Genomic DNA, 22,752 nt, shown 5'->3' on the forward strand with positions numbered 1-22,752 from the left:
TAGCACACCATGTACACACTCACCGCCATTACCGCCGGGCTCTCCACCCCCTCGACCACCCGGCAGATAGCGGAGCAGATCGCCCAGGCCGCCTCCGAACAACTGGGGCAGGCGGGCCACGAGGTAGAGATCATCACCATCGAACTGCGCGACCTCGCCTCCGACCTCGCCAGCGCCATGACCAGCGGCGGACTGCTCACCCCCGCGCTGCAAAAGGCCATCGACCACACCACCGGGGCCGATGGGCTCATCGTGGTCACCCCCGTGTTCAAGGCGAGTTACTCCGGGCTGTTCAAGATGTTCTTCGACGCCCTCGATACCCAAGCCATCGTGGGCAAACCCACCGTGATCGCGGCCACGGCCGGTTCCCCCCGACACTCCCTCGTCCTGGATTATTCCCTGCGTCCGCTGCTGAGTTACCTGCGCGCCACCATCATGCCCACCGGAATCTTCGCCGCTACGGAGGACTTCGGAGGTGCTCAATCCGGGGCGCTCACCCAGCGCATTGACAAGGCCGGCGGGGAACTCGCCCAGGCCGTGGCGGGATCCGCCCCCGCCCAGGCCACACAGGAGGAATCCTTCCTTGGTCTACTCCACCAGCACGATGGGGCCTAAGCCACACATGCGAAGATAACCATGTAACGTCGTGGAGGATCTTTTTCACCTCAACCTGATTTGAAGGGTTCTCCATGACCATTAGCGTTGTCGATCTCTTCAGCATCGGCATTGGCCCCTCCTCCTCCCACACCGTGGGCCCCATGCGCGCCGCCCTGGCGTTCACCGAAAGGCTTAACGACGCCCCCGCCACCATCCGCGTGGAACTGCGCGGCTCGCTGGCCGCCACCGGGCGCGGCCACGGCACCGACCGCGCCGTGATCCTCGGCCTCGCCGGATACGACCCCGTGACCGTGCCCGCCGACGTCTCCCCCGCCCCCGGCGAGGCCGTGGCCGTGGTGGGCACCGCCACCGGGCCCGCGGGCGAATACCCCTACGAGATCGACTTCAACCCCGTGGCCCTGGAACTCCACCCCAACGGCATGATCTTCACCGCCCTGGACGCCTCCGGGCAACCAATCATCACCCAGGACTACTACTCCGTGGGCGGCGGATTCATCCTCACCGGCGCAGAACTACGCGAACAGATCGACAGCGAGGGCGGGCTCGGCTCCGGCGCGGCCACCCAGGCCACCGAGACCCCCGTGCCCTACCCCTTTGACACCGCCGAGGAACTGCTCACCCAGTGCCAGACCAGCGGAAAGAGCGTGGCGGAGGTCATGGCCGCCAACGAGGCGGCCCTGCACGGGGACATCGCCGTGGTCAATGATCACCTCGACCACGTGTGGCGCACCATGCGCCAATGCGTCACCGCCGGCATCTCCACCCGAGGAATCCTCCCCGGCGGACTCTCCGTGGTGCGCCGCGCCCCCGAGGTGTACGAGCACCTGCTCCAGGAGCAGGAAAAGAACGCCGCCGGCTTCGGCGCGATGGAATGGTCCAACCTCTACGCCCTGGCCGTGAACGAGGAAAACGCCGCCGGGGGGCGCGTGGTCACCGCCCCCACCAACGGGGCCGCCGGGATCATCCCCGCCGTCATGCACTACGCCCGCGACTTCCTCGATAACTTCACCGCCTCCAAGGCCCGGGAATTCCTACTCAGCGCCGGGGCCGTGGGGGCGATCATCAAGGAAAACGCCTCCATCTCCGGGGCCGAGGTGGGCTGCCAGGGCGAGGTGGGCTCCGCCTCCGCCATGGCCGCCGCCGGGCTATGCGCCGTGCTTGGCGGCACCCCGCAGCAGGTGACCTGCGCGGCGGAGATCGGCCTGGAACACAACCTCGGGCTCACCTGCGACCCCGTGGGCGGGCTCGTGCAGATCCCCTGCATTGAGCGCAACGCCATCGGCGCCGTGAAGTCCATCAACGCCGCCCGACTGGCCAAACTGGGCAACGGCACCCACCGGGTGAGCCTGGACGAGGTGGTGAGCACCATGGCAGAGACGGGGCGCGACATGCTCACCAAGTACAAGGAAACCGCCGCCGGTGGGCTGGCCGTGACGCTGGGGCTGCCGGTGAGTTTTACGGAGTGTTAGGGGGCGTGCTGTAAGATCCACCGGCCCCGGTCACCATCACTGGGACAGGCAGCCCACACCGAGGCATAAACATTTTTGGTTCGATCGCTGCGCTGATTCTTCCGCTCAAACCAAACAGTTCCTTTGCATTGCTCCTCCTCTCCCCTAGGAGAGGCATTGAAAGTAAAAGCATAGGTTTTTGTGCGGCCGCTATAGGGAAGATCAACCACTGATCCGCCGGTTTCCTCCTCCACGTTCTCAAGCCGGTAGGGAGTGTCAAGCGTATTCAGGTATTCACCGAGATCCACGGTGTCAATATTATCCTCCGGCGTAAGGGACAACACCCATATACCGAACGCAAACACTGCGGGCATACCTAAGAGAAGGATGATGCGTCTGATCACTTTAGATAGCTTCAACGGGTTTCCATACGCCAGCCACGGGGGAACGAAAAGTAGAAATGTTAGCCCGAATATGGCAAGCGTAGTCCAATCCGTTGGACCGTTTACGGTCATACCCACGACCGGGACGTTTTCTATTTGCATAGGTTTCTCCATTACTATATGGTTAAATAATTTCCACACCCACACCTAATTAGGGGAAAGTAAATTTCCAGACTCCACCAAACGAACAACCTCCTCAGAATCGAAAGTGCCGCACATATTCGCGTTAATGTGCTGAGTTATAATCTTACTAACAACGTCACGCTCTTTAAAAAAGAGAATTCGAGATTTTTCCATCTCCCACTCCCCCGATAGGGTGAAACTTTTAATAAATAGAGCATCTTCATTCTTATTCAAAGTTGCTGTACCTGGTACCAGTTCATATCTATTAAACGTATGGACAGAGAACAAATCCTTCCTCACATGGAAATAGGTGATGCCAAAATCCGGCGCAGCTAATAAAGACCACAAGCCCCAAACCCAAAAAGAAAGTGAAGCAAGGAACACTAAAACTAATCCAATGTTGATTCCACTTTCCATATAAGTATTTACACAAAGTTCCACAATACCCATTACGAGAGATAGTAGGAGTAGAGCCAGCACCCTAACAGAATAAGACTTAGCAACGAGCTCTTCCCCCGGCTCCCATCTTACGACTTTAGCTATAATCCAACCGAATAATCGAGGAAGCATAAGGGGAACATAGAAAAGTACAAATGAAAGGAGTAGCAACAAGAAAGGAAGTAGGGATAGAAATATCACCTCCCTTCCATATCGAAGATAGGCAACAGTAAATACAGCCGGGGCAAAGAAATATCCACACACAAGAGATACTTGAATTATCCTCATCATTACCTTCACTGGGAACTAGATACACCGAGGTTTATTCACAGGGTTGCAGAGGTGAAACCTCTACCAACCTTAACCCTGGTCAAACGACTACGGAGAGACTGCATCACTGGAAGGTGAGATCCTGTGAATAAACCTCATAATATCTAGATCCCATTACTAAGTCCGTAAATTTTCTAGCGCTCCTGCTGACTCCATCAGCCTAATCAAATCATTTCGATGTAATCCTCCAATAATGTGGGAACCTAAATGTATCGATTTATATTTTCTACACTCCACCCCCTCTTTAATGGATGAAGTTTTTCTCACCTCCCACTCGCCTCTCAACGCAAAATAATCCAGAATTTCCCCCAAGAATCCAACGCTCGCAACCACTCCAGTTCCCGGAACAAGACTATAAGTTCGCGAACCTTGTTGAAAAGTTACACCAGAGTTATCAACTAGGAATATACTTCTCCAACCTCCAAACGGAATGGTTTTACAAAAATACCATACCGAACAACATATAGAACATGTAATAAAAAAGTACTCAACTATCCCCAGTTCAGCGCTGAATTCAACTACCGCAAGAGAATTTAAAAATGAAGCCGTCAGTACCGATAGGAAAATATAAACCGTATGTATTGAAATAAACTTAGCACCATTTTCCAAAATCGATACCTCTACTACCGAAGTCCATCCCAGAAATTTGGGGCATATCGCTGGCGCCATAACCAGGAACGTGAAAAAAGAGAGCGCCGACATTACATACCACACCAAATCATTGTCCTTATTTACAATAATAGGAACAACCACACCAAGGGAAAACATGACAAAATATAGTAAAGATACTACATAGAACAGCATCTTTGACTTATACTCATTCTCCATATTCATCATTCCAGTATTTCTGTATAAGTTTCGTAGCGCCGATACCTGACCCTATAAATCGTCATGTAGGAACGCATCGTCACTGGTTCAACGAGCCTATAGGTCTGCTGCAGACCCACTGCATCAACCATTAGAACTTCTTCAGGCACAGTTACCCACCGACCACCAAAGTACCCGCACTTCCGAAGCCATCAATCATAAATTCACAAAGTGGAATCACCCAAAATAAAAACAAACTCTTAAGAATTAACCTCTATCATTTTTCTTACCCTTTCCGGGTCACTACTTCCAATGTATATAGAATTAATGAAGATAGATTTTTTAACTACGGATCTAGTATTTTTACGGAAAAGATATTTTTTCTCCACACTCCACTCACCTATAATAGTAAAACCATCGCCCATATCCCCATCCCTCTTGTCCATCACTCTAAATTTTTCTGGCACTAGAGTAAATCTAAGTGCTCCATCAATAACCATCCCACCATGGTAAACGTAAACGCGACCCGTCCCAAATCCCGGGTTTAATATCCCATAATATATCAATACGATAAGCATGGTAACTAGCGTAGCCAGAGTTATTATATATGTTTCATATTTTGAATCGCCGGAAAAGAATATAACAAATATGGCGCACATTACCATTCCTGGAATTATGGAGGCCATCCCCAGCCATACATGATGGGTTACAAAAGTTAAGCTCTCACCGGAGGTTTTCCTAGCGAAGACCCACCCCATCCTCCTCCCAAAGACGATAGATATAATAGCGAGAAATAAAACAGAAGAAAAAAGTAGGAAACATAGCGATGCTATCGCCATTATATACGCTTCGCGATTCAGAAATATTCCAAAGGAAATTCCAGAAAATAAAACGAGAGAGAACATGCTGGCCACATGTCCGTATCCACTTTTTTTACCCACCTATATCCCCTTTCAGAGATTGAAAAATGACATAATGGTAAATATGCGATTATCGAAAATTAATCCCACATAGCTTGAAGAAGTTTGGTGGTGCCAACTCCGGCAACCATTGAAAGTGCAAGTGGAATCCCCACACCAGCTATTAGAGGTGCTGTGACTGGAATGGCGGCGGCAGCCAGGCTTCCCGCTACCAAACCAGCTGCCCCACCAACCCCATTAGTAACCCATGCCTCAGTATGGTCCATGCCTCCTTCAATGTCCATCAACGCCCCCGCAACAACGCCTGCACCTCCAAAAACGTAACTGCTACGTCCTGCGGATTTTGCCCACCTATCAAATTCCCTCGCGGATTTTTCTGCCCCTTCTTCGGCTGCTTCTTTAGCGGACTTTTGAGCAGTTCTCTCAGCAAGACCTCGTGGGGTTTCCGTAAATACAGAATAAGTAGTACCTATGAAATCAGACCTACCCAAGGAGGGGCCTTTAACCTCACCATATTTATCAATATATTCTTTCTTGGTAAGGTAATCGTCTTGCTTATTTATTTTCGGGTCGCCATTTTCATCCCAATCTAATTCCCGAACTACAGATCGGTCTCCATTCGGTTTTTCATTGATCCAATCAGTATGGTTGAATATATCATCTTTCCCATACAAGAAAGTCCCATCATCCATCCGATACACAGGAGTATCCGCGCCCTCAACGTTTTTCGCGCCGTCGTGCCAGCGCCCCTGTTCGTCTTGGAACATGCCGTCATAAGGGTCTTGGGTGACCGTGCCGTTGTACCAGGTCTGGTCGTTCTCCCCCGTCTCGGGAGGAGATTCCACCAGCGTGTTATCAATCATCTGGGCTTGCTCTAGCCCACCCTCGTCCTTCCACTCCAGGGACGCAACGGCCTCTTGCTGTCCCTCGGTATTGTTGTGCGTCCAATCCGAGGTACCGTCCCCGTTGGGGTGCTCGGTGATATAGCCACCATTACCATCGGCAAAGGAGCGCTTATCCAATTCCCGGTTGTAATACCCGGGAACGGTCGTCCCCTGTGTGGGATCGGAGAATGTGCCATCTCCGTTGTTGAACGGGTGGTTATCAATGTTAGAACCCTTGCTGGTTCCCGTGCGATTTGCCCAGTCTTGGCGATCTTGCTGCGGCAGATCCACCGCAGAGTTATTGATCGTCTTGAGGTTCGTGGGGCTTCCGTCCTCGTCCCACTGAACCTGGGAGAGGGATTCCTGCTTGGTGCCCTCCTTATTCGTCAGCGTCCAATCCGTGCGCCCGGAACCATCTTGGCGGGGGTGCTCCGTGATGATTCTCCCGTCGTTCAGTTCCCAGGAGCGCTGCCCGGTCACCGGGTTCTTGCTCATGTTTTCCGGGTTCTTGGCCGGTTTATCGCTGGCGGGCTTGGTGGCGTCGTACTTATCCGGATCGGCCAGAATCGGTAGCGCCGTGGTGCGCTCCGGGTCCACCACCTGTATGAGTTCCCCGGTTTCAGGATCTATCTCAAAGTACGTGGGTACCTCTCTACCCAGTGCGTCATAGGCCCACGGGGCCTTCACATGTTTCGTCACATTACCCTGGGCGTCGAGCACGTCCACGGAACCATCAGGGTTTTCCACCACGAGCCCGCCCGGAGGAACCTCAAGATCATAGCGATACTCGCGGGGAGATTCCGGGCCCTCCAGCAGGATCAGGGATTGCTCCCGCCCATTGCCCCAGTCCAGGTCTCCCTGCCAGGAACGGTTACGGCGGCGTCGCTCCAGCACGCCTATGCCACCGATGGCCGCACCCACTGCACCCAGCGGAGCCACCGGAAGTTCATTCGTCTCTTCCTCGGCCTCGGGTTCTGCGGCCGGTTCGTCCTGCGATGGGACTGAGGGAGGCACAGCAGGCGCAGTGGTCTCGGTTTCCGTCGGAACAGCGCTTTCCTCGGCGGCATTCTCCGGCTCCGGGGTCAGCACCCTGCCGCGCAGGTCCTCCTGTACCTCCACGATCTTTTCCCCGGTTGCCGGGTTCGTCCGCACCACCTCGCCGGTGGCGCGACCGTCCTCGCCCACCACGGCCTGCGTTCCGTTGCCAATATCGGCCACCTGCACCGTGCGCGGCTGACCATCATCACCGCGTACTTCCTCCTGCCAGAGAGGAATCGTGGGGATATTGGAGCGAGCGCTATCTGCGGCGGAGGGCCCCTCGGGCTGCGTGTTTCCTAGTTCGCTTCCGCCCCTGCGCGATTCACCCAACGGCCCCAGGCGCATGTCTTGCTCATACTGCGAGGGGGTGCGCCCGGAATCGTCCCAACGGTGAGTCCGCTCGTGCCCGGTTGCACCCTCGTCCCAGCGATGAGTGCGTTGGTGCCCTTGGCTTGCCCCATCGTCCCAGCGGTGCTCGCGCCCGTACATGGGGCCGGAATCCTCCTGGCCGGTGGCCCCGTTTGTTCCGGGTTGTTCGGCAGCGGGCGGGGTGACGTTCTGCTGACCGCCATTGTCGGGGCCGCTGGGCCCGCCCACGCACACGTAGGGCGGCCACGCTCCCGGCCCGGGTTCCTGACCCGGGTGGGAGGCCCGCCATAGTGCCTCCATCGTGGCATTATGGGCTGCGGTTTCCCGAGCGCAGCGTTCCTCCGGGGTCTCCGCGTGGGCATATGGCGTTCCCAGCGCCAAGCCCGCTCCTAACGCTAGAAGAATAGCGCCGCGCAACGGCGCGCTCTCTACCTGTTTCCTCATCGCTGATCCCCTTTTTACTTGGCCGTCGCCCGAGTCCAGAGCGTGGTAAAGCCTGACACCATGAGCCCGCCGCCAATAATCATGAGAACCACGTAGAAGAACATCACCTGCACGTATCCGTGCTCCTTAATAGGGCCGTCGAGGTACTGCGACCACGTCAGGGTGGCAATCATCATCGCCACACCCAGGCACAGATTGGCAATGGGAATCCATAGCGGCGTGCGCTGCGGTTTGCGCGCGGTAGCCTTGGTTACTTCGATGGGGTATTCACTCATCATTGCCCTCCTTTACCTAATGCGCTGCGGATCGCCGTACACGTTCACCGCATCAATAGAGGTGGGGCTGACCGTGGAAATCGTCACGTAAGAGCGCACCGTCACCGGCCCAGCGCACCCATTGACCTGAAGATGAGCACCGGTGAAGCCACCGGCGGCGCGCTTGTATTCCTTATCAATGGGCATAGAAACCAAGGCCACGTTGGTGATCTTGCCGGGCTGCAAGTGCCCCTTGATTGCGGGCGAGACCTCCGCCTTAGCGTCTACTCCCCCTTCGAGTTTTCCGGTGGCATCCGCGCCTGCCTCCAATTTGCCGGTGGCATCGGCCCCACCCTCAACCTTGGCCGTGGCATCCGCTCCCGCTTCGGTTTTTACCTTGCCGTCCGCCCCCACCTGAACATTCCCCTCCGGCAGGTTCACCGATACGCTCGGCCCAGCCTCTCCACCGACACCCACATTCGGGCCACCCTCCAGGCCACCGGAAACGCTAGGACCACCCTCGATACCGCCGGATATACTGGGTCCACCCTCCACACCACCGCTCACTCGCGGGGCAACGCCCACTGTCCCGGCAACCTCATAGTCCACGCCCGTGGAAATATCCACGCCGCAACCCACCTGGTACCCGGCCTCAAAAACCGCGCCTTGCAGCTCCGGTTCCCCCTGTCCGGTGATCCACACCTTGGCCTTGAGGCTGCCAAAGCTCTCCCCCGTGGTGGCCGCCGAATCCAGCGGCGGGGCCACGTTGATGACCTCATCCTTCTTTTCCGCGTGGAGCACCCAGCCGTCCTCGGTGGTCTTTTCCACGTAGCGGTTCTCCAGGGCTTTCTCACCACCAAAGGGAGCTGCGGGCCAGGGCACCACGTCCACCACGGGTGCGGCATGAACCGCCCCGGCACTCATCGAGGTAAGCACGCCAGTGATCTCCATGCACGCGATCTTCCATGCCCCATATTCACAACCTCCAGCCGATGCGAGCCCTGAATACTATGTCTTGCAACACTAATCACATGAGGCCACACAAGTAAAGGGTTTCCGTATATTTATTTTCATCATCGGCACTAATAGCCAACTGTGTTGTGCAGCCCCGAGCCCCAGGCAGCGCCCCAGCACCACGTCTCAACACCCCCAAGCACACAAAAGGCGGTGCCACCCGGCACCGCCCCGCGCTCACAAACCCCCAGAAAAACCTACTCCCCCAAAACCTCCCGCACGGCCCCCACCACGGCTTCCAGCGCCACGTCCTTCTGCTCGTGCGCCGCCAGGTTCTTCACCGCCACGGTTCCGGCCTCGATCTCCTGATCCCCCAGCACCAGGGCCACCTTGGCCCCCGCCCGGTCGGCCCCCTTCATCGCGCCCTTCAATCCGCGATCCCCATAGGCCATATCGGCCCGCACCCCGGCCACGCGCAGGTCATTGATCATCCGAGCCATCACCCGCTTAGCCGAGGCCCCTAGTGCCACGCCGTACACCTCCACGCGCGGAGCGCTCAGGTCGATCCCCTCGGCTTCCAGGGCCAGCACGGTGCGATCCACGCCCAGCCCGTACCCAATGCCGGAGAGGTCTTGGCCGCCCAGTTGAGCCAGCAGGCCGTCGTAACGCCCACCCCCGCCGATGCCGGACTGCGCGCCCAGGCCATCGTGAACGAACTCAAAGCAGGTCTTGGTGTAATAGTCCAGGCCGCGCACCAGGCGCGGGTTCACCACGTACTCCACGCCCATGTCGTCGAGGAGCCCGGTCACGGTCTCAAAGTGCTCGCGGCTCTCGGCGGAGAGGTGATCGAGCATGAGCGGGGCGTTCTCCACCATCTCGCGTACCTCGGGGCGCTTATCGTCGAGCACGCGCAGGGGGTTGATCTCCGCGCGGCGGCGGGTTTCCTCATCGAGCGGCAGGTCAAAGAGGAACTGTTGAAGTTTCTCCCGGTACTGCGGGCGGCAGGTGTTATCCCCGAGGCTGGTGAGTTCCAGACGGAAGCCGCTGAGTCCCAGGGCGCGGTAACTGCGGTCGGCCAGGGCGATGATCTCGGCGTCGAGGGCCGGATCGTCCACGCCGATAGCCTCCACGCCCACCTGCTGCAACTGGCGGTAGCGCCCCGCCTGGGGGCGCTCGTAGCGGAAGAAGGGCCCGGCGTAGCAGAGTTTGGCGGGGAGTTGGCCGCGATCCAGGTGGTGCTCGATCACCGCGCGCATGACCCCCGCTGTGCCCTCGGGCCGCAGGCTCACCGAGCGCCCGCCGCGATCGGCAAAGGTGTACATCTCCTTGGTCACCACGTCGGTGGACTCGCCTACGCCGCGGGCAAAAAGTTCCGTTTCCTCAAAGACCGGCAGTTCGATGTGCTCGAACCCGGCGGTGCGGGCCTGCTGCACAAAGGTATCGCGCACCCGCACGAATCCCGCCGAGGTCGGGGGGACGTAATCGGGCACGCCCTTGGGGGCCTTATGGGCTTGGTACTTCTTCTTTTCGCTCACCCCCCATACTCTAGCCTCCCAGGCGCAGCAGATAGGGGTTGGTGGCCCGCTCGTGGCTCACGGTGGTCTCCGAGCCGTGCCCGGGCAGCACCCGCAGGTGCTCCGGCAGGTCGGCCACCGGCCCGCGCAGGGTGTTCAGCATGGCCTCGGGATCGGACCCCGGCAGGTCGATGCGCCCGATTCCGCCGCGAAAGAGCACGTCCCCGCTCCAGCACACCTCCTTACCCACCAGCAGCACGCTGCCGGGGGAATGTCCGGGCGCGGGCACCACCCGGTAATTTTCTCCCGCAATGCGCACCTCCTCGCCCAGCTTTTCGACGTCCCGAATGGGCACCATCGAGGCGACGTCGAAAAGCTCCCGCAGCAGCGGGCCGCCGTCCAGCATGGGCTCATCGGCCGGGTGAACGTGCACGGGCACGCCGAACTCCTGGGAGAGTTCACCGGCATCGCGCAGGTGGTCGATGTGGCCGTGGGTGAGCACGATGGAGGTGATCGGCACGCCCGCGCGCTCTATCTCCCGGCGCACCAGGGCGGCCGCGCCCATGCCGGGGTCGATCACCGTGGCCTCCGCCTCCCCGAGGGCGAGGTAGCAGTTTGTTTCCAGGGGACCACAGGTGAGCGTGAGAATCTTCATGCCTCAACGCTACAATATGACCGATACCCAGTCCCCCAACCGAGGAATCCGAGGTCATACACCGGGATGAATAATCAACAGCGAGGCCAAGAGGCCCTCCAACAACTCGATCGAGCCCTGCGCGGCCGCGATCGCGCCGAAAAGACCAAGCCGCTCATGGTGGTGCTCATGGCCGCCGTGGCAATCCTGGTGCTGGTGGGCGGCATCGTCTACGCCGCCACCCGCGACGGCGGCGATACCTCCGCCGAGGGCTCCACCGATACCAGCGTGGATGAACTGCCCACCCCGGAGATTCTGGCGATGTCCCGCGAAACCCCGCTGGAGAATACCGTGACCTGCGAGTACCCGGACTCCGGCGAGGCCGCCAAGCAGGTGAGCAAGCCGCAGACCAAGGACGTGCCCACCACCGGCACCGCCACGGTAACGCTGAACACCAGCCAGGGCGAGATCGGCCTGGAACTGGATCGCTCCGTGTCCCCCTGCACCGTCAATGCCATCACGCACCTGGCCAAGGAAAAGTATTACGATGACACCGTGTGCCACCGCATGACCAACGATGGCATCTACGTGCTGCAATGCGGCGATCCCTCCGGCTCCGGCGCAGGCGGCCCCGGCTTTAGCTTTGCCGACGAATACCCCACGGATTCCCCCGAGGGCGAGGAAACCCGCGTGACCTACCCCCGTGGCTCCCTGGCGATGGCCAATTCCGGCCCGGACACCAACGGCTCCCAGTTCTTCCTGAACTACCAGGATTCCCCGCTCCCACCCGCCTACACCTACTTCGGACAGATCAATGACAAGGGCCTGGAGACCCTGGATAAGATCGCGGAGAACGGTATTACCCCCGGTGCGAGCCCGAACGACGGCGCCCCGGCCGAGGAGGTCAAGATCACCAGCGCCACGGTTTCTTAAAAACCAGATTATCCCCGCCGAACGGCGGGGATTTCTTTATGCCCTAATTGGTCACCCGGTACACATCAAACACGCCCTCGGTATTGCGCAGCGTGGTCACCAACGCACCAAGCTGCTTGGTGTCCGAGACCGCAAAGGTAAACCGAATGGTGGCAATATGATCCTCGGAGGCCTGGGAGTTCATGGCCATCACGGAAAGTTTCTGCTCCGTGATGGAGCGGGTGAGGTCCATGAGCAGCCCCTCCCTATCCAGGGCCTCCACCTGCAAGGTGGCGCTGAACACGGAGCCCTTTTGCTCCCCGGCCCAGGCCACGGTGATCAGCCTTTGGGTCTCGGCTCGCAGTTTCTCCGCGTTGGTGCAGTCCGTGCGATGCACCGATACCCCGCCTCCACGGGTGACAAAGCCAAAGATGTCATCGCCAGGCACCGGCTGGCAGCACTTGGCCAGTTTGGCCATCACATCCGGGCTGCCCTCCACCAGGATTCCCGAATTATCCACCGTGGCGGTGGGCTTGGCATTGACAATCTCGGAGAAGGGGGTGCGATTGACCAGCTCGTCCTCGGCGGCCTCCTGATCCCCGAACACCGCCATGAGGCGGTGCGCCACCTGCTGCGCGGAGATGGTGCCCGCGCCGATGGCGGTATAGAGGGCGTCCACGTCCGGGTAGTGCAGTTCCGCCGCCACCGTTTTCATGGACTGGGCGGTAAAGAGCCGGTGCAGGGGCAGGCCGCCGCGCTGCACCTCGGCGGCCAGGGCGTCGCGCCCGGCCTCCAGGTGTTCCTCGCGGCGCTCCTTGCTGAACCACTGGCGAATCTTGGCCTTGGCCCGGCCGGAGACCACAAAGTCCTGCCAGTCCCGGGAGGGCCCGGCGTTTTCATCCTTGGAGGTGAAGATCTCCACCCGATCGCCGGACTTGAGCTTGGTTTCCAGGGCCACCAGTTTGCCGTTGATCTTGGCCCCGATGCAGCGGTGCCCCACCTCCGTGTGTACTGCGTAGGCAAAGTCGATGGGGGTGGAGTCCACCGGCAGGTTCACCACGTCCCCCTTGGGGGTAAAGGCAAAGATCTGCTTGGTGGTGAGGTCATAGCGCAGGGAGTCAAGGAACTCGTTGGGGTCTGCGGCCTCCTTTTGCCAGTCGAGGAGTTGGCGCATCCAGGCCATCTGATCCACCTCGGCCTGATCGCCCTTGTGGGAACCCTTGGTCTCCTTGTAGCGCCAGTGCGCGGCAATGCCAAACTCGGCGTTGTAGTGCATCTCATGGGTGCGCACCTGCACCTCCAGGGGCCGCCCGGAGTTGGTCATCACGGTGGTGTGCAGGGACTGATACACCCCGAAGCGCGGGGCGGAGATATAGTCCTTGAACCGCCCCGGCATGGCGGAAAATAGCGCGTGTACCACGCCGATGGCGGCATAGCAGTTATGCACGTTATCCACCAGCACGCGCACGCCCACCAGGTCAAAGATCTCATCGAAGCTATGACCGCGCACGATCATCTTCTGGTAAATGGACCAGTAGTGCTTGGGACGGCCCATCACCTCCGCCTCGATGTTGTTCTCCCGCAGCGACTCCTCTAACTGCTCCTTGATCTCGGCCAGGGCACGGTCGCGCTGCGGGGCGCGATCGGCCACCAGGCGCACGATCTCGTCATACTTCTTGGGATAAAGGATGGCAAAGGAAAGATCCTCCAGCTCCCATTTCACGCTGGCCATGCCCAGGCGATGTGCCAGGGGCGCGATCACGTCGAGCGTCTGCTTGGCCTTCTTGGCCTGCTTCTCCGGGGGCAAAAAGCGCATGGTGCGCATGTTGTGCAGGCGATCCGCCACCTTAATCACCAGCACGCGGGGATCCTGGGACATCGCCACGATCATCTTGCGGATCGTCTCCGCCTCCGCCGCAGCGCCCAGGGCCACCTTGTCGAGCTTGGTCACCCCATCGACCAGGCGGGCCACCTCCTCGCCAAAGTCCCCGGTGAGATCCTCCAGGCTGTACTCGGTGTCCTCCACCGTATCGTGCAGCAGCGCGGCCACCAGGGTGGTGGTATCCATGCCCATCTCGGCGGCGATGGTGGCCACCGCCAGGGGGTGCGTGATGTACGGCTCCCCGGACTTGCGGTACACCCCCTCGTGCAGGCGCTCCGCGGTGGCATAGGCGCGATCAAGCAGTTCCCCGTCCGCCTTGGGGTGAAACTGCCGGTGAATACTCAGCAGCGGGTCCAACACTGGATTGACCTTGGTGCGGTTGCCGGTGAGGCTGCGGGCCAAACGCGCGGACATGCCGCGCACTCCCACGGCGGCACGGGGTTTATTGGGGCGATCCTGCGTCATGGAGATCAGCGCTCCTTAGCCGAGGGCGGGTAGATCACGCTCAGGGGGCTATCCCCCAGTTTTTCCCGGCCCCCCAGGCCCGGCACCTCTAGCACCACGGCGTGCCCGGCCACCACGGCGCCCACCCGGCGCAGCAGGGAACCCGCCGCAACGAGCGTACCGCCGGTGGCCAGGACGTCGTCGATAAGCACCACCTTGCGTCCACCTAAGTCCATGCCCTCGGCGGGAATCTCCAGGCAGGCCGAGCCGTATTCCAGGGTGTACTCCTCCCGCACCACCGGCGGGGGGAGTTTGCCCTTCTTGCGGATCGCCACCACACCCAGGCCCAGCTCATATGCCACGGCGGAGCCAAGCAGGAAACCGCGCGCGTCCAACCCGCCGATGAGTTCCGCCCCGCACTCGTGGGCGACCCGCGCTAAGGCCACCACGATCTCGTGGAACGCCTCCGCGTTAGCCAGGGCCGGGGTGAGATCCTGAAAAATCACCCCCGGCTCGGGAAAATCCTTGACGTAGCGCATGGTGCGGTCCAATGCCGCCACGGCCTCCGGGAATTGCGGTGTACCCACGCTTAATCCTTACTCATCTGCCAGCGATCCAGGTTCCAGCCAATGCCGGTGAGCCCGGTGTACACGTTTACGTTACTCACCGTGGGGTCTACCACAAAGGTGCGGGGTTGTGCGGCAAGAGGAATGGCCGTGACCTCGTCCCACAGTTGGCTCTCCGCGTTGCGCAGCGCGGGGGTCTCGGTGTTCTCCAACTCCATCTCCCCGTACTCCGCCGCCGGATCCACCGCGCGCAGCACGGCGTCCATCGTCTCCGTACCCGGGGCCGCCGTGCCCACCAGCGTTCCCATATCGCCGCCCTCGGCGGAAGCATCCACCACGGTGATTCCCGCCGGTTCGCAGGAGAGCCGAATGGCCTCCACCATGTCCGCCTTGCGCTGATCCGGCCCCATGTATCCAATGCGCACCGTGGAGCCTCTCAAGGCCTCCGCTATCCCGACGTCCACCCCCAGATGCGGATCGGCAATATCGGCCAACTGATGCCGCACGGGGTCCGTGGCACCCACCACGTGCGCCGCCGTGGGCGGCACCTCCACCCCGCTGGCGTGGGAGGATGCCTGGGCCACCGCCGCCTGATCCACGCAGGCCGCAAACTGCCCCCGGGCCTCCTTGGTGGCAAAGATCCCATCGCTGCCCAGCACCAGGGTGTCGGTGAGCGCCCCGGCCTCGGAATACACGTCGTAGGGATCGGCCTCAATCCCCTGGGCCGTACCGCCGATCTCGTGGCTAGCCCCATTGCTCACGTCGGCCACCCGCAGCGTGGTCTGATCGCGCAGTTCCTGCACGTCGCTCGTGCCCGGCCACACCGTGAGGCGCTCCAGGCTCGCGGGATCACCGTAGTAAGACTCGTTGCGCGCCAGCACCACCTCGCCGCGCTCGCCCACCTTTTCAATGAGGTAAGGCCCAGCGGAAACCTGCAACTCCGGGTCAAAGGCGCCCAGGTCATAACCCTCGCGCCACACCCCCGCCAAGTCCACCAGGGCGGCACGATCATCATTGACCAGCGCACTGGTGAGTTGCTGCTGGGACATGTCCGCCTTGCGCGCGATGGAGTGCGCGGGTAGCACCTCGCCCGGGCCAAAGAGGTTGCGCCAGCGCCCTCCCATCTTCTGCTCGAATACCACCGTGAAGGTCTTAGCCCCCGGCGTACATTCCAGGCTCTGCACCTGCCGCATCAGCGGGAGGTAGGAGCCAAAAAGCTCGGACATCTCCCCCGCCTTGTACGTCAAAAAGAAGTCCGTGCAGGTGATCTCCACGCCATCGGAGAACTTAGCGTCCTCGGCAATGGTGTACACCACCTGGCGGTTCTCCCCTGGCAGCACCTGGGCGGTGGCCAGATCCGTATTGGGAATCATCTGGCCGGAAGGGCCGGGCGTGTACACCCCCGGGTACACGCGGCCGGAGAGCACCTGCGCGTTGGTGGAAGCACCGAGGTTGCTTCCCGCGTTGGAGGTCAGCAGCGGGGTGGACACCAGGTAGCCCGGATAATCCAGGGTGGACTCCTCCGGGGCGGCCTCCTCCTTCGTATCCGAGCAGGCCGCAAGCCCGCAGGCCATCGCCGCAGCGAGGAAGCCGCCCGCGAGCCGAGTCGCCGTTTGTCGGGCTGTGCGCATCATGCCGTCCCTCTCAAGCCTTTCTCCGCCTACCGGCGATCTCTTCATCTTTCCGCCTCGCCCGAGCGCCCCTATCCGAGCGCTTCGCCTGGCAGCCTCGGGCAGGCTGCTGTACCCCGCGATAGCGGCCGACGCCCACCCCACCCGGGGCAGCCGTGCTACGCCCTCAGCCGCCTTAACAGATGAAAGCGCGCCGGCCGCTGGCAAGCCAGGCGACCGGCGTGACGGGAATCATCTACCGCGAGTGTATCGCTTGGGGCGCGCGGCGCAGGTATCCCACGCCTTAACGCCCGCTGTTCTCGCCGCTATGCCGAGGGCCGCCAGGTCACGTTGCGGCCCTCCGGTTCCTCGGGCTCTTGGGCGTTCGGGGAACGCACCACGCGCGTGCCCTGCCCCAGCTTCGCCTCATGCTCCTCAGCATGTTCCTCATGGGAAACCGCCGAGGCCGACGACACCGACGCCGCCAGGGCCCCGCCCTGCGCGCCCGCCGCACCGATAACGCTGGCCGCACCGCCAGCACTGACCGCGCCCGCCCCAGGGTTACTAGCGCGGTACTGCGCCACCGCCTCATTGTGCGCCCGCACCTCCTCGGTTCGGTTAGCAATGCTTACCAGGATCGGGGTGGCCAGGAAGATCGAGGAGAACACGCCCTCGATCACGCCGATGAGCTGGATCAGGGCCAGATCCTTCAGATCGCCCACGCCCAGCATCTGCACCGCCACCACCATCAGCGCCACGATGGGTAGCGCGGAGATCACGGAGGTGGAGATGGAACGCATGACCGTCTGGTTTACCGCGGCATTGGCGGCCTCACCGTAAGTTTGGGTGCGCGATCCCATAATTCCGGCGGTATTCTCCCGCACCTTGTCAAACACAATCACCGTGTCATAGATGGAGAAGGAAAGCACCGTGAGCAGGCCGATGATGGCGGCCGGGGAAACCTCAAAGCCAAAGAGGGCGTAAATACCGGCGATCACCACGGCGTCAATAACCAGGGCGATCATGGCGGCGGCGGCCATCTCCCGCTTGAGTCGCACGGCGATGTAGAGGAACGCCAGCACCAGGAACGCCACCATCGAGATCACCATGCGCTTGGTGATGGTGGAGCCCCAGGACTCGGAGACCGTGGAATCGCCCACGGCGTCCGGGGTTGCCTTGCCGGTGGCGTCCTTGGGCTGGTAAGCCTCAAAAATCGCCAGGCGGGCCTGTTGAATCTGCTCCTCGCTGAGGCGCTGGGAGCTGATCTCCAAGGTGGCGGTGGAACCGGAGCCCACCACCTGCGCCAGTTCCGGCTCCACGCCGGTGGCCTCCTCGAAGGTCTGCGCCACCTCCTCGGTGTTCAACTCCGCGGCGGGCAGGCTCATCTTGGTGCCGCCCTCAAAGTCAATGCTCATGTCGAAGCCGCGCAGGCCCACCGCCGCAACGCTCAGCGCCAGCAGCGCCGCGGTGATCCAGTACCACAGGCGGGAACGGCTGATGAAGTCAATGCCACCCTCACCGGTGTAGAGCCGGTCAAAAAAGTTCAGCCGGGGGGCTGTGGTGTTTATGGTGCTCATCGTTGTTCCTCCTCGGAAACCACGGGTGCGGCGGAGTGCTGCGCCGGAGTCCGGGCGGCTTCCGCTTGGCGACGCGCCCGCGCCAGCGCAAAGACCTTGCCCATGCCATTGACGGCGGGCTTGGACCAGAACGGCTTATCCGCGGCGAGCTTCATCAGCGGGGCGGTAATCAGGAAGGTCACCACCAGGTCAAAGACGGTGGTCATACCGAGGGTAAAGGCAAAGCCCTTGACCTCGCCCACGGCCAGGAAGTAAATGACCACGGAGCCGATCAGCGTCACCATGTTGCCGGTGATCACCGTGCGCTTGGCGCGATCCCAACCACGGTGAGTAGCGGAGCGGAAGGTATGCCCCTCACGCACCTCGTCCTTGATGCGCTCGTAGATCACCACGAAGGAGTCCGCCGTGGCACCCAGGCCAATGATCAAACCGGCGATACCAGAGAGATCCAGGGAGTAATCCACCCAGCGGCCCAGCAGCACCAGCACGCCGTACAGAACGATACCGGCGCAGAACAGGGTGAACAGGGAGATCAGGCCGTAGAGGCGGTAGTACGCAAAGACGAAGATGGCGATGGCGATGATGCCCACGATGCCCGCGATGAGCCCGGCCTTGAGCGAGGCCTCGCCCAGGGAGGCCGGGATCGTCTCCGTGGTGCCGCCGGACTCGCCGTTCTCACCGGCAAAGGAGAGCGGCAGCGCGCCGTAGCGGAGGTTATTGGCCAGGGTCTGGGCCTCCTCCTGGGTGAAGTTGCCCGTGATTGAGGTGGCGCTGCCCACCGGGGTGGCGGACTGAATCACCGGGGCAGAGATCACCTGGGAGTCCAGGGTGATGGCCACCTGCCGCTGCAAGTAATCCTGGGTGAGCTTGGCCCAGGTCTCCGTACCACCGCCGCTGGCAAAGGCAAAGTTAATCACCATCTGCCCCTGCTGGGAATCGTAGCCGCCAAAGATCTGCTGGCCGGTATCAATCTGCGCGCCGGAAAGCCGGGTGCCGTCTTGGCCCGCCGGGCCCTCCAACACCGGGGCGGGATCGAGCAGGATGACTCCCGATGCCCCGGCGGTCCCGCCCGCGCTCGGATCGCAGGTAACCAGCGGCTTGGCGGGGTCATCGGTGCCCTGCAAGGGGTCGATGGAGCCATCGCAGGTCAGCAGCGTGCTCGCCGCCAACTGCGTGGTGGGATCCTCCGACTGCCGATCCTTGCGCAGCATCTCCGTGAGTTCCTGGCGGCGCTCGGTGGCTTCGATGGAGTTGGCGGGTTCCGGCTTGGCCGTGGCCGTGATCTCCGGGGCCTTCGTCTCCTCCTCCCCCTCGGGCAGGGCGGAATTGACGCTATTCACCATCTCCTCGATCGCGGAGGCGGCGTTTTCCTTGGTCAGCACGCCATATTCCACCCAGCGATTGGCCATATCCCGAACGACCTCGGGGTAGGCCGCCAGATCCGGGGTGCCACCCTGGGCCACCGGACGGAAGAGCAACTTGGAGGTCTGGCCCAGCGCGCGGGCCTGGGAGGTGTCCTCGCCCGGCACGGTGATCACCAGGGTATTGCCATCGGTGATCACCGAGGCCCCACTCACACCCATGCCATTGACGCGGTTCTCCATGATCGTGCGGGCCTGAGCCAACTGCTCCTGGGTTGGCTCATCGCCCTGGGGCACCAGGGTTACGCGCGTTCCACCCTGGAGATCAATGCCCAACTTGGGGGTGGCGTGGCGATCCCCGGTGAAAAAGATGAGGGCATAGACCACCAGGACGAGGAGGAGAAATCCCCCCATCGCTTTTTGTGGCCAGGTGCGGCTTGCCTTTGTGGCAGCCCGTGTTCTGGGTTGTGACACTACTTATTCTCCTCATTGGCTCGCGCCACGAGCGCGCAGCAGATGCTTCTTTTAGGAATCCAAGCCCACATGGTACGTCATGGCCGTGGCGATGGGAATGTGCAGGTTCTAAGAGTTTTCTGGGTGCTCCCGCTCCGTCACCTGGCTATCCGCCTGGGCCGCAGCGACCTGCTCCTCATCCAGGTTGCGCACCACGGCCAGAAGTTCCCAGGTGGTGACCATGCCGGGGGCCAGTTCCAGTTCCACCACGTCCCCCTGCACCGCGCGCACCGTGCCGTGCACACCCGAGGCGGTGACCACCCGGGTACCGGGGGTCAGGGAGCGCTGTGTGTTCATGATCTCCTGCTGGCGCTTGCGTTGCTTGCTAATCAGCAGCATTTGCGGGACCAGGAACACCATGAGCAAACCAATAATAAAAATCCATTCCATGCTCCTTACTATCCCACGAGCACCGGGCTCCCCGCGATCTCAGATCCCGATGGCCCCCTTCGGCGGCTCCAATCCCAGGTGCCGCCAGGCACTCACCGTGGCCACCCGGCCCCGGCCCGTGCGCGCGATCAACCCCGCGCGCACCAGGTAGGGCTCGCACACCTCCTCCACCGTGGTGGATTCCTCCCCCACCGCGATGGCCAGGGTATTCACCCCCACCGGGCCACCGCCGTGCCCGCGCACCAGGGCGCTGAGCACGGCGCGGTCAAGGCGATCAAGGCCCAGTTCGTCCACGTCAAAAATCTCCAGCGCGCCCTGCGCCGCCGCCAAATCCACGGAGCCATCGGAGTTCACCTCCGCGAAGTCCCGCACCCTACGCAGAAGCCTATTGGCGATGCGCGGCGTGCCTCGGGAGCGCGAGGCGATCTCCGTGGCGGCCTCCGGGGTGATGCGCACATCGAGGATCTGGGCCGCGCGGGTGACCACGCGGGTGAGATCGGGCACATCATAAAACTCCATCTGCGCGGTAAACCCAAAGCGATCGCGCAGCGGGCCGGTGAGCATACCGGAGCGAGTGGTGGCCCCCACCAGGGTAAAGGGCGGAAGATCCAGCGGGATGGAGGTGGCACCCGGCCCTTTACCCACGATCACGTCAATGCGGAAATCCTCCATCGCCATGTAGAGCATTTCCTCCGCCGGGCGGGCAATGCGGTGAATCTCATCAATGAAGAGAACATCGCCCTCCATCAGATTAGAGAGCATGGCCGCCAAATCGCCCGCGCGTTCCAGGGCCGGGCCGGAGGTCATGCGCAGCGAGGTGCCCAATTCCTGCGCCACGATCATGGCCATCGTGGTCTTGCCCAATCCGGGGGGACCGGAAAGCAGCACGTGATCCGGCACCACGCCCCGATTCTTAGCGCCCTTGAGCACGAGGGAGAGTTGTTCGCGCACCTTGCGCTGGCCAATGAACTCCCCCAGGGACTTGGGCCGCAGGTTCTTTTCAATGTCCTGCTCCCCCGCGTTCAGGCGCGGGTTTACCTCCTGGGAGGGCGCCGGGGGCTGCACCTGGAACTCGGTGCGCTCAATATCGGACATCGCCCGCCCTTACTTCTTGCCCAGGCTGGCCAGGGCGGCGCGCAGCGCCTCCGCCGTGCCCATATCCGGCTGGTGTTCCAATACTCGATCCACGGCGGTCTGCGCCTGCTTCTCATTAAAGCCCAGCCCCATCAGGGCCTCCACCACTTGCGCACCGTGCGCGCCCGAGGGTTGAGCAAGGTTGAGGTCAAGGCCCTCGCTCTCACCTGCGGCCTGCCCGGCAAACTGCGCCACCTTATCCTTTAGCTCCACCACCATGCGCTCGGCCATGCGCTTGCCCACGCCGGGGATTCTCTGCAAGGCCTTGGTATCTCCACCGGCAATGGCCTGGGAGAGTTCCACCGGGCTCAGCACGGACTCCGCCGCCAAGGCCAGGCGCGGCCCCAGGCCGGAAACGCTCTGAAGCACCCCAAACATCTCCCGGCTGACGGCATCCGCAAAGCCGTAGAGCACCATCGTGTCATCCTTGACCGCCAGCGTGGTCATCACCATGGCCTCCTCACCCCGGCGCAGGGTGCCCAGGGTGGCGGGGGTGGCACGGAAGAAGTATCCCACGCCCGCACATTCGATCACGGCACCGTGCAGTTCCACGCTCGCCACGGTGCCTCGCAGTGAAGCAATCAACGGGTTCCTCCTTGGGAAACGGTAGAAGCAGCGCGGGTGCGCGCTAGAAGCGGTGCCCGCCAGCAATGGCAGACCGCCAGCGCGAGGGCATCGGCGGCGTCGGCGGGCTTGGGGGGCTCGCTGAGCCCTAAGATCCGGGTAATCATGGTGGTCATCTGGCGCTTATCGGCGCGCCCGTTACCGGAAACGGCCTTTTTTACCTCGCTGGGCGTGTACATGTGTACCGGAATCCCGCGCTCGGCGGCGGCGAGAATCAGCACGCCCACGGCGTGAGCGGTGTGCATGACCGTGGAGACGTTGCCGCGTTCAAACACGCGCTCGATGGCCACCACGTCCGGGCGATATTCCTCTATCCACTCCGTCACCGCGCGGGAAAGGCGCAGCAGGCGTTCGGATAACTCCGCCCCGGCGGGAGTGCGCACCACCCCCACCGCGATAGGGACCACCGCGCGGCCTCGGCCCGCCTCCACCATGGAGAGCCCGCAGCGCGTCAGGCCGGGGTCAATCCCCATCACCCGCAATCCCTCTAGGTTCACGCCGCCTCCTCGCCGGTACACTCG

At 61.5% G+C, this 22,752-nt stretch carries 21 protein-coding genes; 3 read left to right on the plus strand and 18 right to left on the minus strand.

Translation table 11 applies throughout. The annotated features are described in order from the left end of the window. The first annotated feature begins 9 nt into the window (after positions 1 to 9). Together OLW90_RS06175 and OLW90_RS06180 are read left to right on the plus strand one after the other, a co-directional pair. Positions 10 to 615 (plus strand): FMN reductase, encoded by a 606-nt coding sequence (locus tag OLW90_RS06175; RefSeq protein WP_319649211.1) that lies wholly within the window; start codon positions 10 to 12, stop codon positions 613 to 615. 74 nt (positions 616 to 689) lie between these two features. Next, on the plus strand, positions 690 to 2,087 hold the full coding sequence (locus tag OLW90_RS06180; RefSeq protein WP_319649213.1) for an L-serine ammonia-lyase: 1,398 nt from the start codon (positions 690 to 692) through the stop codon (positions 2,085 to 2,087). Here the strand turns inward: OLW90_RS06180 and OLW90_RS06185 are convergent. The 9 genes from OLW90_RS06185 to OLW90_RS06225 all read right to left on the minus strand — a co-directional run bounded on the left by OLW90_RS06185 (position 2,084) and on the right by OLW90_RS06225 (position 11,239). Then, on the minus strand, positions 2,084 to 2,623 hold the full coding sequence (locus tag OLW90_RS06185) for a hypothetical protein (protein WP_319649214.1): 540 nt from the start codon (positions 2,621 to 2,623) through the stop codon (positions 2,084 to 2,086). The genes OLW90_RS06180 and OLW90_RS06185 overlap by 4 nt on opposite strands. A gap of 33 nt (positions 2,624 to 2,656) precedes the next feature. Continuing rightward, positions 2,657 to 3,082 carry a hypothetical protein gene (locus OLW90_RS06190; protein ID WP_319649215.1) on the minus strand — a complete coding sequence of 142 codons (426 nt, stop codon included), beginning with the start codon at positions 3,080 to 3,082 and terminating at the stop codon, positions 2,657 to 2,659. Positions 3,083 to 3,517: 435 nt separating this feature from the next. After that, complete coding sequence (locus tag OLW90_RS06195) at positions 3,518 to 4,168, minus strand: hypothetical protein (protein WP_319649216.1); 651 nt, start codon at positions 4,166 to 4,168, stop codon at positions 3,518 to 3,520. A gap of 299 nt (positions 4,169 to 4,467) precedes the next feature. Then, positions 4,468 to 5,148: a hypothetical protein gene (locus OLW90_RS06200; RefSeq protein WP_319649217.1), complete on the minus strand. Its 681-nt coding sequence runs from the start codon at positions 5,146 to 5,148 to the stop codon at positions 4,468 to 4,470. A 59-nt stretch (positions 5,149 to 5,207) separates the two neighbouring features. Beyond that, positions 5,208 to 7,862, minus strand: a complete 2,655-nt coding sequence (locus tag OLW90_RS06205) for a hypothetical protein (RefSeq protein ID WP_319649218.1) — start codon at positions 7,860 to 7,862, stop codon at positions 5,208 to 5,210. A 14-nt stretch (positions 7,863 to 7,876) separates the two neighbouring features. Beyond that, the gene (locus OLW90_RS06210) at positions 7,877 to 8,140 is read right to left on the minus strand and encodes a hypothetical protein (RefSeq protein ID WP_319649220.1); all 264 of its coding nucleotides are present in this window, start codon (positions 8,138 to 8,140) and stop codon (positions 7,877 to 7,879) included. Positions 8,141 to 8,149: 9 nt separating this feature from the next. Further along, on the minus strand, positions 8,150 to 9,067 hold the full coding sequence (locus OLW90_RS06215; protein WP_319649221.1) for an MspA family porin: 918 nt from the start codon (positions 9,065 to 9,067) through the stop codon (positions 8,150 to 8,152). 260 nt (positions 9,068 to 9,327) lie between these two features. Next, entirely contained in the window at positions 9,328 to 10,605 is a 1,278-nt protein-coding gene (gene hisS / locus OLW90_RS06220) for a histidine--tRNA ligase (protein ID WP_319649222.1), read from the minus strand. 10 nt (positions 10,606 to 10,615) lie between these two features. Then, positions 10,616 to 11,239, minus strand: coding sequence for an MBL fold metallo-hydrolase (locus OLW90_RS06225; protein ID WP_319649223.1), 624 nt, complete (start codon positions 11,237 to 11,239; stop codon positions 10,616 to 10,618). A gap of 66 nt (positions 11,240 to 11,305) precedes the next feature. Between OLW90_RS06225 and OLW90_RS06230 the strand changes: the two genes are divergently transcribed. Continuing rightward, complete coding sequence (locus tag OLW90_RS06230; RefSeq protein WP_319649224.1) at positions 11,306 to 12,151, plus strand: peptidylprolyl isomerase; 846 nt, start codon at positions 11,306 to 11,308, stop codon at positions 12,149 to 12,151. Between the two features lie 43 nt (positions 12,152 to 12,194). Here OLW90_RS06230 and OLW90_RS06235 read toward each other — a convergent pair whose 3' ends face one another. From OLW90_RS06235 to ruvC, 9 genes are all read right to left on the minus strand, one after another. After that, entirely contained in the window at positions 12,195 to 14,477 is a 2,283-nt protein-coding gene (locus tag OLW90_RS06235; protein WP_319649225.1) for a bifunctional (p)ppGpp synthetase/guanosine-3',5'-bis(diphosphate) 3'-pyrophosphohydrolase, read from the minus strand. Between the two features lie 5 nt (positions 14,478 to 14,482). Next, a complete protein-coding gene (locus OLW90_RS06240; RefSeq protein ID WP_319649226.1) occupies positions 14,483 to 15,043 on the minus strand; it encodes an adenine phosphoribosyltransferase in 561 nt (186 codons plus the stop codon). Between the two features lie 2 nt (positions 15,044 to 15,045). Next, the gene (locus OLW90_RS06245; protein ID WP_319649227.1) at positions 15,046 to 16,656 is read right to left on the minus strand and encodes an ABC transporter substrate-binding protein; all 1,611 of its coding nucleotides are present in this window, start codon (positions 16,654 to 16,656) and stop codon (positions 15,046 to 15,048) included. A 302-nt stretch (positions 16,657 to 16,958) separates the two neighbouring features. Continuing rightward, complete coding sequence (gene secF / locus OLW90_RS06250) at positions 16,959 to 18,209, minus strand: protein translocase subunit SecF (RefSeq protein ID WP_319649228.1); 1,251 nt, start codon at positions 18,207 to 18,209, stop codon at positions 16,959 to 16,961. Then, positions 18,206 to 19,984, minus strand: coding sequence for a protein translocase subunit SecD (gene secD, locus OLW90_RS06255; protein WP_319649229.1), 1,779 nt, complete (start codon positions 19,982 to 19,984; stop codon positions 18,206 to 18,208). Before secD ends, secF begins: the two co-directional genes overlap by 4 nt. A 168-nt stretch (positions 19,985 to 20,152) precedes the next feature. Further along, positions 20,153 to 20,473 (minus strand): preprotein translocase subunit YajC, encoded by a 321-nt coding sequence (yajC, locus tag OLW90_RS06260; protein WP_319649230.1) that lies wholly within the window; start codon positions 20,471 to 20,473, stop codon positions 20,153 to 20,155. Between the two features lie 39 nt (positions 20,474 to 20,512). Then, a complete protein-coding gene (gene ruvB / locus OLW90_RS06265) occupies positions 20,513 to 21,568 on the minus strand; it encodes a Holliday junction branch migration DNA helicase RuvB (RefSeq protein ID WP_319649231.1) in 1,056 nt (351 codons plus the stop codon). Between the two features lie 9 nt (positions 21,569 to 21,577). Then, positions 21,578 to 22,192, minus strand: coding sequence for a Holliday junction branch migration protein RuvA (gene ruvA / locus OLW90_RS06270; RefSeq protein WP_319649233.1), 615 nt, complete (start codon positions 22,190 to 22,192; stop codon positions 21,578 to 21,580). After that, the gene (gene ruvC / locus OLW90_RS06275) at positions 22,189 to 22,728 is read right to left on the minus strand and encodes a crossover junction endodeoxyribonuclease RuvC (protein WP_319649235.1); all 540 of its coding nucleotides are present in this window, start codon (positions 22,726 to 22,728) and stop codon (positions 22,189 to 22,191) included. The genes ruvA and ruvC overlap by 4 nt, the downstream gene beginning before the upstream one ends. Positions 22,729 to 22,752: the final 24 nt, after the last annotated feature.

This window comes from Corynebacterium sp. 21KM1197 (assembly GCF_033783015.1).
Taxonomy (GTDB): Bacteria; Actinomycetota; Actinomycetes; order Mycobacteriales; family Mycobacteriaceae; genus Corynebacterium.

What these genes read in the sequence shown, in the direction of transcription:
- secD (WP_319649229.1), bottom strand. Translation starts at nt 19,984, where the DNA reads ATGGGGGGATTTCTCCTCCTCGTCCTGGTGGTCTATGCCCTCATCTTT.
- OLW90_RS06180 (WP_319649213.1), top strand. Translation starts at nt 690, where the DNA reads ATGACCATTAGCGTTGTCGATCTCTTCAGCATCGGCATTGGCCCCTCC.
- ruvB (WP_319649231.1), bottom strand. Translation starts at nt 21,568, where the DNA reads ATGTCCGATATTGAGCGCACCGAGTTCCAGGTGCAGCCCCCGGCGCCC.
- OLW90_RS06230 (WP_319649224.1), top strand. Translation starts at nt 11,306, where the DNA reads ATGAATAATCAACAGCGAGGCCAAGAGGCCCTCCAACAACTCGATCGA.
- OLW90_RS06190 (WP_319649215.1), bottom strand. Translation starts at nt 3,082, where the DNA reads ATGGGTATTGTGGAACTTTGTGTAAATACTTATATGGAAAGTGGAATC.
- OLW90_RS06185 (WP_319649214.1), bottom strand. Translation starts at nt 2,623, where the DNA reads ATGGAGAAACCTATGCAAATAGAAAACGTCCCGGTCGTGGGTATGACC.
- OLW90_RS06225 (WP_319649223.1), bottom strand. Translation starts at nt 11,239, where the DNA reads ATGAAGATTCTCACGCTCACCTGTGGTCCCCTGGAAACAAACTGCTAC.
- OLW90_RS06175 (WP_319649211.1), top strand. Translation starts at nt 10, where the DNA reads ATGTACACACTCACCGCCATTACCGCCGGGCTCTCCACCCCCTCGACC.
- OLW90_RS06235 (WP_319649225.1), bottom strand. Translation starts at nt 14,477, where the DNA reads ATGACGCAGGATCGCCCCAATAAACCCCGTGCCGCCGTGGGAGTGCGC.
- OLW90_RS06210 (WP_319649220.1), bottom strand. Translation starts at nt 8,140, where the DNA reads ATGATGAGTGAATACCCCATCGAAGTAACCAAGGCTACCGCGCGCAAA.
- yajC (WP_319649230.1), bottom strand. Translation starts at nt 20,473, where the DNA reads ATGGAATGGATTTTTATTATTGGTTTGCTCATGGTGTTCCTGGTCCCG.
- secF (WP_319649228.1), bottom strand. Translation starts at nt 18,209, where the DNA reads ATGAGCACCATAAACACCACAGCCCCCCGGCTGAACTTTTTTGACCGG.
- OLW90_RS06195 (WP_319649216.1), bottom strand. Translation starts at nt 4,168, where the DNA reads ATGTTTTCCCTTGGTGTGGTTGTTCCTATTATTGTAAATAAGGACAAT.
- OLW90_RS06245 (WP_319649227.1), bottom strand. Translation starts at nt 16,656, where the DNA reads ATGATGCGCACAGCCCGACAAACGGCGACTCGGCTCGCGGGCGGCTTC.
- OLW90_RS06205 (WP_319649218.1), bottom strand. Translation starts at nt 7,862, where the DNA reads ATGAGGAAACAGGTAGAGAGCGCGCCGTTGCGCGGCGCTATTCTTCTA.
- OLW90_RS06215 (WP_319649221.1), bottom strand. Translation starts at nt 9,067, where the DNA reads ATGGAGATCACTGGCGTGCTTACCTCGATGAGTGCCGGGGCGGTTCAT.